Here is a 13663-nt window from a genome sequence, read left to right as displayed (position 1 = left end):
CCGCATGAGAGCTTCCGGCACCTTCACCGTAAAGAGCTTCGTCCCGGTCGAGCTGACGGCCGATCCGGTCGTGGCGACCGCACTGCCGGTCGGCCTGGCGACCATGGAGAAGCAGTTCGAGGGCGAGGCCGAGGGCCGTTCGGCCACCGTCTTCACCGGCGCGTACGACCAGGCGGCCGGGGTCGGCACCTACCTGGCGATGGAGTCCTTCGAGGGCACGCTGAACGGCCGCTCCGGGGCGTTCAACTTCGTCCACTCGATGACCACGGCGGGTGCCGAGCCGACCGACCGGTTCTTCCTGATCGTGCCGTCCAGCGGCACCGGTGAGCTGGCGGGCATCACCGGCGCCGGCGGCCTCCAGGTGGACGCCGACGGCACCCACCGGATCTGGTTCGACTACGAGCTCTGACCCGGCTCCGGCACGATCGCGTACGCCTCGATCTCCAGCAGCAGCCCCGGCAGGAACAGCCCGGCCACCTGGACGGCCGAACTGGCCGGGGCGTGCGCGGTGCCGAGTGCCTCGTCCCACGCCGTCCGCACGGCCGGCAGGTGGCCGATGTCGGTGACGAAGACGGTCAGCTTCGCCAGGTGCTCGAAGCCCGCCCCGGCCGCCGCCAGGCAGTGCCCGATGTTCGCGAACACCTGCCGGGCCTGCCCCAACGCGTCCCCCGCCCCGACCAGCTCCCCCTTCTCGTCGAAGGCCACCTGCCCGGCCACGAACACCTGCCGTCCCCGGCCCGCCACCACGTGGCTGTACCGGCTGCTGGGCGCGACCCCGGTCGGGTCGCTGATGCGGTCGAGCTGGGACATCGCACACTCCTCGTTCGAACGGCCGGGCCGCCCCGGCACCGCCCCCATCCTGGTCCGCCGCCCGCTCGCCCGGTACCGAATTCCGTCGCCCGCCCGACCCCGCGTCAGCTCCGGTGGTCCGGCCCGGCGACGAGGGTCCCGGCCTGCTCCGGGGAGCCGACAGCGCCAGGGCCTGCCGTCGAACTCCCGTCGTCGCCCGAAGGGCGGCCCTGCGGCGTCCGGTGCGGCGAGAGTGCGTACAAGCCGTCGTGAGGCAGACGGGAGTTCGACGACAGGCCCTAGGACGGGTGACCGGGGTACGGGGGCGGGAGCCGGAAGGCGGCTGCTGCCTCCTGGCGGTCGACCAGGCCCGAGAGTTCGCGTTCGACGTCGCCCCAGTCGCCCGGGTGGACCGGGGGGCGGTGGGTCCAGGGCAGGGGGTCGAAGGCGAGGGTGGTGAAGTTGCGCCAGGCCAGGCCGCGTTCGGACGGGACGGGGGTCAGGGCCGCACCGCCGATCTGGTCGGCGGCCAGCTGGGTCAGACCGGGAGGCAGCGGGCCGGCGGCGGCCAGGGTGATCCGCAGCCGGAAGACCGGACCGAGGTAGCGGCGGATCGCGTCCTCGAAGAACTCCCGGCCGGCCTCGGCCGCCGGATCACCCCGGCGGCCGCCCTGCTGCCACGGCGGACCGGCCAGCCGGGTGTACAGCTCGGCAAACTGGTGGAACAACAGTCCCGCCTCGGGGCGCAGTTGGACCGGCTCCAGGGCCACCGAGAGGGTGGTGGGCACCGGCTGCCCGGTCAGCTCGGTCCAGAGCAGCCGCCAGGACCGGCCGCTCGGCACCAGCCGGGCAGCGGTGGCGGCCTGCCGGCGGGGCGAGCCGGCCCGGGCGATGGTCCGGACGTCGATCCGCTTCCGGATCTCCCGTAGGTCCGCCGTCGCGGGCGGCCGGCCGTTCGCCGTCAGGGCGGTCAACTCGGCGGTCACGTCCACCGGTTCACCGACCAGCCGGGCAGACGGACCGGAAGGACCGGGCGGACCGCTCAGCACGGCCCGGGCGGCGGCGACCGCCGCGGCCGGGGTCGGGGCGTCCGCCCGGGCGAGCAGGACGACCCGGAGCGGGCCACCCGTCCCGCCGGTGCAGCGCAGTTCGAACCGGCCGCCGGGGCGGCAGCGCGCGGACAGCCAGGCCAGCGCGGCACCCTCGGCCTCGGCCTCGACCCCGGTCCGGTGCGCGTCCGACCCGGGGGCCGGGGTGATCCGCAGCGCGGCCCAGGCGGTGTGCCCGCCCGCGCCGTCGGCACCCACCAGGATGCCGGGCTCCCGCCGGTCCACCCTCACCCCCGGGCGGCACGGGCCGACCGCAGGTCGGCCGCACCGCCCGCCCCGCCGCTCAAGACGTACCCGTTCTGATCATGCGAGTCCCCCTGGCAGATCGTCAGATCGCTTGTGCGGTCGACATGTTCGCACATCGACGCGTCCCTGTCAGAGGAAGCCTCCCCCGGACCGGGACCCTCTGGTGACGCCTGCCCCAGGCGTCCGGGACAGCGGGCTCCGCACGATGGGGAGCAGAACGACACCCCGTCCGCGGACCCGAGGAGGAGAACGGCATGTGGTCGACCCACCCCGTCACGGCGGTCGAGTACGCCGACGAACTGATCGTCGCGGCGCCCGGCGGCGCCTCCGACGTGTACGCGATGCACGGCGGCCTGGCCGTCGCGCGCTGGAAGTGCCTGGCCCGCAGGCTCGGCCTGGAGGGCACCTGGGAGGCGATCGAGATCTCCACCCTGCCGCCCGGGGCCGAGTGCGGCGTGCACCACCACAGCCGGACCGAGGAGCTCTACTTCGTGGTCGCCGGCCAGGGGGAGCTGCTGCTCGACGGCCGCCTGCACCCGGTGGGTCCCGGCACCCTGATCACCAACCCGGTCGGGACCAGGCACCGGCTGAACAACCCGGGCACCGAGGACCTCGACTGGATCGTCATCGAAGTCATCAGCCCGCCCGTCGCCGCCACGCTGACGGGCGATCCGAGTCACTCCGGAAGGCACCTCATGAGCACCGCCACCGTCATCGACCTCGAAGCGCACGGTCCGGCCGACCTCACCACCCTGCTCAGCGGCCCGCTCCGGGAGGCCCGGCTGGTCACCCTGGGCCCCGGCGAGCAGGAGACCCTCCGGTCCGACGACCGGGAGCACACCCTGTTCGTGCTGAACGGCACCGGCCGGGCCAGGGCGGGCCGGACGGAGGTGGCGCTGGCGCCCGGCACCGGGGTCACCCTGCCGCTCGGCAGCGAGGTCACCCTGCTGGCCGACGGGCTGCCGCTGCGGTTCTTCACCGCCAGTCTGGGGGTGCCGAACGCCCGGGACGGCCGCCGGATCACCGACGGGAGCCCGACATGATCATCTCGCGGACGGGGCAGGCCCCGCTCACCCTGCGCGACAGCGCCGTACGCGGCACCGGGCAGTCGCTGGCCCGGCGCGGCTTCTTCCACAGCGAGACCGAGGCGGTGGACCACCTGGTGCTGACCCCGGGCAGCCGGATCGACGGCCGGGGACGGGCCGGGACCGAGGAGATCTGGTTCGTGGTCAGCGGCGGCGGCCGCCTGGTCACCCCCGACGGCAGCACCCTGCCGCTGCGCCGGAACGCGCTGGCGGTCTGCCCGCTGGACAGCGGAGCGGTGCTGCACGCCGGTCCCGCCGGACTGACCGCCCTGCTGGTCGCGGTGGTGCCGCCCGGGCTGACCGACGCGATGCCGATCAGGTACCCGGCCGGCGGCTGACCCGGCACGCCCGGGCCGGGCCGGCGGCCGACCCACCGTCACCGCCGGCCCGGTCCGGCCCGGGGCTCCCACCGCCCCGGACCGGACCTCCGGAGGCTCAGCCGGCCAGCACCAGGGCGGGCAGCTCCGCGATCGAGCCGAGCACGTGGGTGGCCCCGTCCGCGAGCAGCCGCTCCCGGTCGTGCGCACCGGTCAGCACGCCGGCCACCACCGAGGCGCCGGAGCGGACGCCGGTCAGCATGTCGTAGCCGGTGTCACCGACCACCGCCAGCTCCCGGACCGAGTCGGTCCCGGTCCGCAGCAGCGAGGTGAGCGCCAGGTCGGGGTACGGGCGCCCCCGGCCGGCCTCGGCCGGACAGAGCGTCAGGTCGGCGATGTCCTGCCAGCCGAGCGCGGTCAGGATGCGGTCCTGGGTGGCCCGGGAGAAACCGGTGGTGAGCACCACCTTGCGGCCCGCACCGCGCAGTTCGGCGATCGCCTCGGCCGCGCCCGGCAGCGCCGCGCAGTGGCCGTCGTCGACCAGCCGGTGGTAGGCGGCCTCGAAGTCCAGGTTGGCCTGCTGGGCCTTCTTCTCCGCGCCGAACAGGTGGCGGAAGACCGAGATCTTCGACTCGCCCATGGTGGCCCGGACGTGCGCCAGCATCCGCTGGTGCTCCGGGCTGCCGGCCTCGACGCCCTGCCCGTCGGCGGCGGCCTGGAAGGCGCGCTCGACCAGACCGTCGTCGGCCACGGTGGTGCCGGCCATGTCGAGCACGACCAGAGTGATGTCAGTCATTGCAGAACTACCCTTACAGATTGGCGAGTTGGGCGGTGGCCTCGGCGATCGCGGGCGAGCAGGTCATCCCGCGCCCACCGGGCCCGGTGACCAGCCAGACGCCGCTGCGCAGCTGCTCGCGGTGCACCACCCGGGTGGTGTCCACGCACTGCGCGTACACCCCGGCCCAGCGGTGCCTGATCCGGGGCAGCGGCCGGCCGAGCAGGTCCTCGGCCACGGCGGCCAGGTGCTCGTACGGCTCCTCGACCACGTCGAAGTTGAACGGCTGGTCGTACTCGTGGGTGTCACCGATGGTCAGGCCGCCGTCCTGGCGCTGGACCATCAGCAGCTGCATCTTGTGCTCGGCCGCCACCGGCCCCTGCGGCTGGGCGGCGCGCAGCTCCTCCAGCGCGGGGCCGGCGAAGGCGGGGTAGTACCGGAAACTGTCGCCGTCGGCCACCGAGGTGGTCAGCGGCTCGCCCAGCGGCTCGGTCTGCATCATCTGCAACCGGACCTTGCGGACCGGCAGTTCGGGGGCCAGCTCGCGGACCAGGCCACCGAGCCAGGCGCCGGTGCAGAGGATCACCAGGTCGCCCTGGTGGGTCTGCCCGTGGTCGTCCCGGACCGCGTTCTCCCCGACCACGTCGCGGACCTCGCGCCCAGGCAGGAAGGTGTAGCGGCCGGTGGCCTCCAGCGCGGCGCGCAGCGCGGGCTGGGCGATCCGGGGCTCGACGGCGGCGTCCCGGTCGCAGTGCAGCGCACCGAGCAGCTTGCCGCGCAGGGCCGGGTTGGCCGCCCTGGTCTGCCCGGCGTCCAGCAGCCGGTAGCCCCGGGCCTCGGCGTCGTCCCGCAGCAGGGCCTGCTCGGCCACCGCGAGCTCGGCCTCGGACCGGACCACGGTGAGCGAGCCGTTGCCCCGGAAGTGCAGCCCGGGCACCCTGGCGCCGATGCCCTCCCAGAGCTCACGGGCCCGGAGGGCCACCGCCAGCTCCTCCCCGGCGGCCCGGCCACTGACCCAGACCAGGCCGAAGTTGCGCACCGAGGCGCCCCGCGCCTCGCTCTCGCGCTCCAGGTGGACGACTTCGTGACCGCGCTCGACGGCCTGCCAGGCGTGCATGGTGCCCAGCACGCCCGCTCCTACGACGATGACTCTCATGGCGGCCAGACTGGAGCGTCCAGGTGTCCTACGGACGTCCGAACGGCGGCGCGGAGATTAACCGCCCCTCAAGAGTTGTACAGACAACATCGGGCCGACGCGGTCGGATCTTCTCCATACCGAACGGTCGAAAGATTTGCCAAGCCCCCCAATCGGCGGGCCGACGGCCGTACCCTGTCTCGGGGACACCACGGGACGGGGAGGCACCGGTTTGCTGGAGAGTCATCGCGCGGTCCCGCAGCCTCGCCGGACCCCGGAGGCCCTCGATCTGGCCCGCCTGCACGACCGGACGATGTCGGGTGACGCCGAGGTCTCCGAGCCCCGGCCGGAGATCGGGGACTCCTGGGAGCGGCTGCGCCGGCTCGGGCTGGACCCCGAACGCGGCCGGAACGCCTACCGGCTGAGCCTGGCCGAGGTCGAGCACCGCCGCCGGGAGACCCATCTCTCCGACATCCTCCCGGTGCTCCGCTCCACCCTGCTGCTGCCCACCACCGGGGTCCCGCTGATCCTGGCGATCAGCGACGGCGAGGGCCACGTGCTCTGGCACGAGGGCGAGCGCCCGCTGCTGCGCACCGCCGACGGCATCGGCTTCGAGACCGGCGCCCGCTGGGTCGAGGACGAGGTGGGCACCAACGGGATCGGCATGGCCCTGCGGGTCCGCCGCCCGATGCAGGTGCACTCCGCCGAGCACTACCTGCGCAGCCACCACGGCTGGACCTGCGTGGCCGCCCCGATCCACGACCCGCGCACCGGCCGGCTGCTCGGCGCGGTCAACCTCAGCGGCCCGGCCCACTCGATGGCGCCCTACCTGCTGCCGCTCGCCGCCACCGCCGCCCGGCTGGCCGAGGCCGAGCTGAGGGCCCGTCAGCTGGAGGCGCTGCACCAGCTGCGCACGGTGGCCGCCCCGCTGCTGGCCCGGGTCGACCAGCCTGCCCTGGTGGTGGACAGCGCGGGCTGGACGGCCGCCACGGTCGGCCTGCCGCCGGTCCCCCGGCTCCGGCTCCCGGCCGAGGGGCTCGGCTCCTCGCCCCGGCTCTGGCTGCCCAGCATCGGCGAGTGCGCGGTGGAACCGCTGGCCGACGGCTGGCTGATCCGCCCGCTCGACGGCGGCACCGGTGCGGACGCGCTGGCCGAGCAGACCGAGGGCGCCAGGCTCACCCTGGACCTGCGCCGGAGCACCCGGCCCGAGCTGGGCGTCCGCGGTGCGGTGGGCAGTTGGTCGCACGCGCTCAGCCCCCGGCACGCCGAGCTGGTCCTGCTGCTCGCGGTGCACCGGGACGGGCTGAGTGCGGCCCAGCTCGCCGAGGCGCTGTTCGGCGACCCGGCCAGGACGGTCACCGTCCGGGCCGAGGTGTCCCGGCTGCGGCGCTACCTGGGCGGCCTGCTGGACCACCGCCCGTACCGGCTCAGCCGGTCCGCCGAGGTCTCGGTGCTGCCGCCGGACGACCCGTACGACCTGCTGCCGACCTCCTCCGCCCCGGCCGTCCGGGAGCTGCGGGCCAACCTGCTGCGCGGGACGCTCCAGTTGCCGGGGGCGGGCTGCGTCAGCGCCTGGCCGTAGGGCCGGTCAGCTCTCCGCGAGCAGGGCGGCGAGCTGGTCGTCGGTCGGGCCGGCGGCGGCTTCGTCCTCGGCCGAGACACAGGCGTAGGTGCGGTCCAGCCAGGCCTTGACCCGGGGCTTGGAGACCTCCAACAGGGCCTGGCCGTGCGGGGATTCGAGCGCCAGGTGCAGGGTCGAGCCGTGACAGGGGCAGTACGCGGGCCAGAGCTTGACGTCGCCCTGACCGCTCAGGCTCTGCAGGCCGTCCCGGAGCAGGTCACGGGAGAACACCCAGTCCGCCTCGTCCGAGCGGCCCAGATGGAAGGTGAGCAGCACCTCGTAAGGCCGGTCCGGGTCGTAGCGGAACCGGGTGCGCACCTCGCCCACCGAGTCCTCGTCAAGTGCGATCCGCAACATCAGGATCTCCTCCACCGGCCCGGGCTCGATGTCGGGTCGGACCGCCTCGTCGCCCGTGGGGGTGGCGGCGAACGGCGGGTTCGAGGCTGCTGACAGTGGGTCGCGCGGCATGACGATCTCTCCGAGGCGGCTGGGGTTCAGCCCAGCCTGCTGCAGTGCGCCCGTCCTTGCAACGGTTGCAAGGAGGTTGCAACCGCTCCCAACAGCCCTCGGAGGACGGCGAGCTGACGGAGCGGAAGTGTCACCAAGCTGTTTCACCCCGGGCCTGGCGGACCGTCAGGTGACCGCTGGTAGTCTCTCCAGCACTCTGCCCACGCCCGGGCGGTGTCATGCCCGGACGGTCCGGACGGTGGGGAGGGGGCGAGTCGATGCTCCGCGAGGAGAGCGGCACGGTGCGGGTCGCCGAGCCAGGCGAGCGGCAGGGCCGGCACGGTCGGCCGAAGCCGGTCGGGGCCCGTTTCCGGCTGCCCGGTTTCCGGTTCTCCGGTGCCGCGATGGCGATGTCCACCGTGGTCGGCATCAGTGTGGCCACCACCTGGCTGGTCAGCCAGCAGCAGCAGGTCGGCCGGCCGCCCCGGGTCTCCAGCGTCGGTGCCAGCCCGCCCGCCCCGAGCCCGGACGCGGTCCCGCAGCAGGCGGCGGGCCACCCGGCCACGCCCGAACCGACGGCCACGACCGCCGTCCCCACGGCCAGGACCAGCCAGCCCCCGGCCCGGCCGGTCACCGCCGGGCCGTCGCCGGCCCGGAGCTCCGCCGCGCCGTCGCCGACCACCGGGGCCCCGCTGCCGGCCGGCTCCCCGGCCGCGTCCGGCCCGGCCGAGCCGTCGACCGCGCCGACCCTCGGCCCGGTGCCCGGCCGCATCCCCACCCAGCCGCCGATCGCCGCCGCCCCGCCGGACGGCGTCCCGGTCGCCAAGGCGCCCGAGGTGCTGACCGGGCTCGCCGAACGCCGGCCGCTCGGCCTCTCGGGCACCCGGCACACCCTGGAGCTGAAGGTGGCCTCGGCGGTCACCGCGCTGCTGGTCGAGTTCCGGCTGGAGCGGCCGACCGCGCTGCCGGGCACGCTGCCCTGGAGCAACCTGCCGGGCACCGTGGTGACGGTGCTCCAGGACCGCGGCACGGTGATCTACCGCTTCACCCTCGCCCCGGGCCTGGACGTCGAGCCCGGCACGTACGTCTTCGCCGTGCACGGCGCGGCCTCCCCGGTGGACCCGCCGGTCACCCGTCAGGTCCCCGTGCCCGAGGAGACCTGGACCGCCTCGGCGTTCGGGCTGCAGGACGAGCCGCACGCGGTGGCCGTCCGGGGCGTCTTCGGCTGAATCCCTGAGCTGGCGGGGTCCCGTGGTGGCCCGGGTCGCCCCGGACCACCACGGACCGGACCACCGCGGACCGGTCAGCCCCGGATCCGGGCCGCCCGGGCCAGGTCGTCCACCTGGTCGGTCAGCACCCGGCGCAGCGCCGGGCTCAACCCGTCGTCCGCCAGCGTCCGTTCGGCCAGTGCGACGGCCTCCGGGGTGGACTGTCCGGTCGGGAACAGGCTGCCGGCCAGCAGACGGGCGGTCATGTCACCCCGCGCACCCGCCGACCCGATCTCGGCGAAGTAGCGCTCCAGGTAGACACCCTGCACCTGCTCGGAGCCCGACTGCCAGAACCCCTGGGCGGTCGCGTTCAGCTGGGCGTTGGAGAGCCCGCCGGCCGAGTCGAACAGCAGCGCCCAGGCCCGTTCCTTGGCCTCGACGCCGGGCAGCGCGGCCCGGGCCCGGGCGGCCCCTTCGGAGGCCGTCAGCCCGGGGTCGGCGGCCAGCTCGACCGCGATCCGCTCCTCGCCGATCACGCCCTGCGCCGCCAGCCGGACCAGCGCGGCCCAGCGCAGCGAGGCGCTGAGCTCCGTCCCGTACGCGCCGTCCGCCAGCCAGCCCTCCAGCTCGGCGAGCTGCTCGGGGCCGGTCGCGTTCTCGATCGCGGACTTCAGCGCCGCCAGCCGCAGCCCCTGGGCGGTCTCCGGCCGGGCCAGCAGCTCCCGGGCCGCCGAGGCCACCCGGGCCTCGGCGGCCGGCCGGTCGGCCGGTGCCAGGCAGGGCAGCAGGCGGAGCCGGCAGAAGGTCAGCACCGCCTCCACGATGGCGTCCACCGGCTCGCCGGGCAGGTGCGCGGCGACCAGGTCCAGGTAGGCGGCGGGCGGCAGTTCGCCGTCCCGGGTGAGGTCCCGGGCGTGCTCCCAGAGCACCGCCCGGGTCAGCGGGTCCTCGATCCGCGAGAGCGCGGAGGCGACGGTCCGCCAGGAGTCCTCGTCCAGCCGGATCTTCGCCCAGCTGAGGTCGCCGAAGTTGGGCAGCAGCAGGGCCGGGCGCGGGGCGCCGGCCAGCTGCGGCAGGGCGGTCGGCCGACCCGGCTCGACCTCCACCTCGAAGGACTCGCGCAGCACCGGACGACCGGTGCCGTCCAGGTCGAAGACGCCCAGGCCGACCAGGTGCGGACGGCTGCCGTCCGGCACCAGCTCGGCCGAGAGCACCCGCTCGCCGTCGTGCCGCACCGCCAGGCGCAGCGTGTCGACCCCGCTGGTGCGCAGCCAGCGCTCCGCCCAGCCGTGCACGTCCCGGCCGCTGCTCTGCGCCAACACGTCCAGGAACTCCGAGAGTTCGGCGTTGCCGAGGCGGTGCCTGGCGAAGTGCTCGTTGATGCCCGCGAAGAACGCCTCGTCGCCCAGCCAGGCGACCAGCTGGCGCAGCGCGGCGGCGCCCTTGGCGTAGGAGATGCCGTCGAAGTTGCTCATCGCCTCGGCGACGCTCTCCAGCCCGCTCGCGGCGATCGGGTGGGTGGTGGAGCGCTGGTCGGCGTCGTAGCCCCAGCCCTTGCGCTTGACCGCGAAGCCGCTCCAGGAGCTGGTGAAGCGGGTGGCCTCGGCCGTCACCCGGTAGCCGAGGTACTCGGCGAAGGACTCGTTCAGCCAGATGTCGTCCCACCAGCGCAGGGTGACCAGGTCGCCGAACCACATGTGGGCCATCTCGTGCGCCACCACCATGGCCCGGGTGGTCCGCTCGGCCTCGGTCGGCGCGGAGTGGAAGAGCATGTCCTCGGCGAACACCACGCAGCCCGGGTTCTCCATCGCGCCCCAGTTGAACTCGGGCATGAAGGCCTGCTCGTAGCGGCCGAACGGGTAGCGCTGGTCGAAGAGCTGGTGCAGCCGGTCGAAGGAGGCGGCGGTCACCTCGAACAGCTCGGCGGCCTCCCGGTCCAGGTCGGCGGCCAGCGCCCGGCGGCCGTGCAGGCCGAGCGGGATGCCGTCGTGCTCGGAGTACACCGAGTGCAGCGGGCCGGCCACCACGGTGAACAGGTAGGTGGAGATCGGCAAGGTGGGCTCGAACTCCCAGCGCCCGGCGGCGACCTGCTTGCCCGCGCCGTTGGCGAGCACCGTCCAGTCGGCCGGGGCGGTGGCGGCCACGGTCAGCGGCGCCTTGAGGTCGGGCTGGTCGAAGCAGGGGAAGACCAGCGGAGCCAGGTCGGGACCGCAGGTCGCGTACAGGTAGACCGCGCCGTCGGCGGGGTCGGTGTAGCGGTGCAGGCCCTCGCCGGTGCTGGAGTAGTCCTGGTCGGTCTCCAGCCGCAGCTCGTTCTCGGCCAGCAGGCCGGTGAGCCGCAGCCGGTTGCCGTCCAGGGCGGCCGGGTCGAGTTCGGTGCCGTTCAGCACGGCCCGGTGCAGGGTCCGCGGCCGGAGGTCGAGGAAGGTCTCGGCACCGGCCTCGGCGCTGCCGAACCGGATCACGGTGGTGCAGCCGAACACCGTCTCGCCCCGGGTCAGGTCGAGGTCGATGGCGTAGCCGTGCACCTGGAGGAGTCGGGCACGGGTGCGTGCCTCGGTACGTTGGAGAGCTGGCATCCCTGCATGCTTCCCCAGCTCGGCGGCCCGTTCAAGGGCATTCCGCTGAGAGCCTCTCCCCGGGGGGAGAGAGCGCTCGCCACACGGCGCCTGGCCGGGTCGGACGGGCCGTCCGTTGGCTAGGCTCAGGGCAGGTACACCGGACAGTTGAGCGCGTATCAGGAGGAGCACAGTGACGACGGTCCTGACTCAGGGCGGCAACGCGCCGTTGACCGCGGCCCGGGTGACGGTCGAGGTGACCGCACCGAAGGCGCTGGACGTCTCGGGGCTGCTGCTGACCGAGTCCGGCAAGGTCCGCTCGGACGCCGACTTCGTCTTCTTCAACGCGCCGAACGGGCCCGGCGTGACGCACCGTCCGGCCTCCACCGGCTCACCCGACGCGATCACCGTGGACACCACCGCGGTGCCGGCCGGGATCGAGAAGATCGTGGTGACGGCCAGCCTGGACGACGCGGGGGCCACCTTCGCGGGCACCGAGCCGACCGCCACCCTGCGGGACGCCGACACCGGCGCGGTGCTGGTCACCTTCACCCCGCCCCGGCTGACCCGGGAGACCGCCCTGGTGGTGGTCGAGATCTACCTGCGGGCCGGCGCCTGGAAGGTCCGCGCGGTCGGCCAGGGCTACGCCAACGGGCTGGCCGGGATCGCCACCGACTTCGGCGTCTCGGTGGACGACTCCCCCGCGCCGCCGCCGGTGCCGGCCGCCGCCCCCGTCGCACCGGCCGGCGCCGCCGCGCCGCCCAAGCCGGTCACGCCGCCCGCCGTCCCGGCCTCGCTCACCAAGGTCACCCTGGACAAGGGCAAGGTCAGCCTGGCCAAGGGCGGCTCGGTCTCGCTGGAGAAGAACGGCAAGCCGTTCCTCTCCGCGGTCCGGATGGGCCTGGGCTGGGAGCCGGCCGCCGGCGGCCGCAACGTCGACCTGGACGCCTCCTGCATCGCCTTCGACGCCCAGCGGAACAAGATCGAGACCGCCTGGTTCATGAAGCTCTCGATCTTCAACGGCGCGATCGCGCACTCCGGGGACAACCTCACCGGCGAGGGCGCGGGCGACGACGAGTCGATCACCGTCCACCTGGAGGGTCTGCCGCCGGAGGTCTGCGGCCTGGTCTTCGTGGTGAACTCCTTCTCCGGCCAGAAGTTCACCGCCGTCCAGAACGCCTACTGCCGCCTGCTGGACGCCGGCTCCGGCCAGGAGCTGGTCCGCTTCGACCTGACCTCCTCGGAGGCGCAGACCGGCGTGGTGATGTGCAAGCTGGTCCGGCAGTACTCCGGCGAGTGGGTGATGACCGCGATCGGCGAGTACGTCAGCGCCAAGACCGCCCGCGCGATGGTCAAGCCGGCCGGCGCGATGCTCTGACCGCACGCCGGAGGGGCCGGGGGCGGTCGCCGCCCCCGGCCCCTCCGGCGTTCACCCGTCAGCCCCGGGTGGCCATCGCGCGCAGGAAGAAGGTCAGGTTGGCCGGGCGCTCGGCGAGCCGGCGCATGAAGTAGCCGTACCACTCCTGGCCGTACGGGAGGTAGACCCGCATGGTGTTGCCGGCCTCGGCGAGCCGGAGCTGCTCCTCGGGGCGGATGCCGAAGAGCATCTGGTACTCGAAGCTGTCCCGGCCGCGGCCCTGCCACTCGGCCAGCTGGCCGGCGATCTTGATCATGTTCGGGTCGTGCGAGGCGACCATGGGGTAACCCTCGCCGGCCATCAGCACCTTGAGGGCACGGACGTACGCGAGGTCGACCTCGTGCTTGCCCTGGAAGGCGACCGACTCGGGCTCCTTGTAGGCGCCCTTGCAGATCCGCACCCGGGACCCGGTGGTGGCCAGGTCGCGGCAGTCCGCCTCGGTGCGGCGCAGGTACGCCTGGAGCACCACGCCGAGCCACGGGAAGTCGGCGCGCAGCTCGCGGGCGATCGCCAGGGTGGAGTCGGTGGTGGTGTGGTCCTCCATGTCCAGGGTGACCGTGGTGCCCGCGTCGGCGGCCGCGGCGCAGATCCGCCGGGCGTTCTCCAGCGCGATCTTCTCGCCGTCCACCGGCAGGAACTGACCGACCGCCGAGAGCTTGACCGAGACCTCGGCGTCCGCGGCCAGGCCGGTGTCCTTGAGCGCGCTGAGCAGGTGCTCGTACGCCTCGGCGGTGCCGGCCGCCTGCTCGGCGTCCTTGGTGTCCTCGCCCAGGTGGTCCAGGGTCACCTTGCGGCCGGTGGCGATCAGTTCGTCGGTCGCGGTGACCGCCTGGTCGAGCTGCTCACCGGCGACGAAGCGCTCGACTATCGCGTGGGTGGGCGGGAACTTCTCGACGACCGTGCGCACCTGCGGGGAGCGGGAGGCGGCGAGGAGGGCGGAACGGAGCATCGGTACT

General features: G+C 74.3%; 13 protein-coding genes. 6 read left to right on the top strand and 7 right to left on the bottom strand.

Going from position 1 to position 13663, the window contains the following annotated elements; genetic code table 11:
- The first annotated feature begins 4 nt into the window (after window positions 1-4).
- Window positions 5-409 carry a DUF3224 domain-containing protein gene (locus tag ACIRPK_RS11225; protein ID WP_403036196.1) on the top strand — a complete coding sequence of 135 codons (405 nt, stop codon included), beginning with the start codon at window positions 5-7 and terminating at the stop codon, window positions 407-409.
- Here the strand turns inward: ACIRPK_RS11225 and ACIRPK_RS11220 are convergent.
- A complete protein-coding gene (locus tag ACIRPK_RS11220) occupies window positions 397-810 on the bottom strand; it encodes a RidA family protein (RefSeq protein ID WP_403036193.1) in 414 nt (137 codons plus the stop codon). The two genes, ACIRPK_RS11225 and ACIRPK_RS11220, sit on opposite strands and share 13 nt — an antisense overlap.
- A 278-nt stretch (window positions 811-1088) precedes the next feature.
- Entirely contained in the window at window positions 1089-2123 is a 1035-nt protein-coding gene (locus ACIRPK_RS11215; protein ID WP_403036191.1) for a hypothetical protein, read from the bottom strand.
- A gap of 275 nt (window positions 2124-2398) precedes the next feature.
- Here ACIRPK_RS11215 and ACIRPK_RS11210 point away from each other — a divergent pair, with 275 nt between their 5' ends.
- The gene (locus ACIRPK_RS11210; RefSeq protein ID WP_403036188.1) at window positions 2399-3187 is read left to right on the top strand and encodes a cupin domain-containing protein; all 789 of its coding nucleotides are present in this window, start codon (window positions 2399-2401) and stop codon (window positions 3185-3187) included.
- Entirely contained in the window at window positions 3184-3567 is a 384-nt protein-coding gene (locus tag ACIRPK_RS11205; protein ID WP_403036185.1) for a hypothetical protein, read from the top strand. The genes ACIRPK_RS11210 and ACIRPK_RS11205 overlap by 4 nt, the downstream gene beginning before the upstream one ends.
- 97 nt (window positions 3568-3664) lie before the next feature.
- On the opposite strand, the gene ACIRPK_RS11200 is transcribed toward ACIRPK_RS11205, so the two are convergent.
- Window positions 3665-4342, bottom strand: a complete 678-nt coding sequence (locus ACIRPK_RS11200) for a phosphonatase-like hydrolase (RefSeq protein WP_403036182.1) — start codon at window positions 4340-4342, stop codon at window positions 3665-3667.
- A gap of 13 nt (window positions 4343-4355) precedes the next feature.
- Window positions 4356-5477 (bottom strand): TIGR03364 family FAD-dependent oxidoreductase, encoded by a 1122-nt coding sequence (locus ACIRPK_RS11195; protein ID WP_403036179.1) that lies wholly within the window; start codon window positions 5475-5477, stop codon window positions 4356-4358.
- Between the two features lie 211 nt (window positions 5478-5688).
- On the opposite strand from ACIRPK_RS11195, the gene ACIRPK_RS11190 reads away from it, so the two are divergent.
- Complete coding sequence (locus tag ACIRPK_RS11190; protein WP_403036176.1) at window positions 5689-7038, top strand: GAF domain-containing protein; 1350 nt, start codon at window positions 5689-5691, stop codon at window positions 7036-7038.
- A 6-nt stretch (window positions 7039-7044) separates the two neighbouring features.
- Here ACIRPK_RS11190 and ACIRPK_RS11185 read toward each other — a convergent pair whose 3' ends face one another.
- Window positions 7045-7545, bottom strand: coding sequence for an SsgA family sporulation/cell division regulator (locus ACIRPK_RS11185; RefSeq protein ID WP_403036173.1), 501 nt, complete (start codon window positions 7543-7545; stop codon window positions 7045-7047).
- A gap of 257 nt (window positions 7546-7802) precedes the next feature.
- Here ACIRPK_RS11185 and ACIRPK_RS11180 point away from each other — a divergent pair, with 257 nt between their 5' ends.
- Window positions 7803-8753, top strand: coding sequence for a hypothetical protein (locus ACIRPK_RS11180; protein WP_403036170.1), 951 nt, complete (start codon window positions 7803-7805; stop codon window positions 8751-8753).
- Between the two features lie 74 nt (window positions 8754-8827).
- On the opposite strand, the gene pepN is transcribed toward ACIRPK_RS11180, so the two are convergent.
- Window positions 8828-11311, bottom strand: a complete 2484-nt coding sequence (gene pepN, locus ACIRPK_RS11175; RefSeq protein WP_403036167.1) for an aminopeptidase N — start codon at window positions 11309-11311, stop codon at window positions 8828-8830.
- 184 nt (window positions 11312-11495) lie between these two features.
- Here pepN and ACIRPK_RS11170 point away from each other — a divergent pair, with 184 nt between their 5' ends.
- Window positions 11496-12668, top strand: a complete 1173-nt coding sequence (locus ACIRPK_RS11170; protein WP_403036365.1) for a TerD family protein — start codon at window positions 11496-11498, stop codon at window positions 12666-12668.
- A gap of 58 nt (window positions 12669-12726) precedes the next feature.
- Here the strand turns inward: ACIRPK_RS11170 and ACIRPK_RS11165 are convergent, their stop codons facing one another.
- Window positions 12727-13656, bottom strand: a complete 930-nt coding sequence (locus ACIRPK_RS11165) for a proline dehydrogenase family protein (RefSeq protein ID WP_403036165.1) — start codon at window positions 13654-13656, stop codon at window positions 12727-12729.
- Window positions 13657-13663: the final 7 nt, after the last annotated feature.

It is taken from the genome of Kitasatospora sp. NPDC101801 (genome assembly GCF_044766665.1).
Classification (GTDB): Bacteria; Actinomycetota; Actinomycetes; order Streptomycetales; family Streptomycetaceae; genus Kitasatospora.
This window is presented reverse-complemented; position numbering and strand designations above follow the sequence as displayed.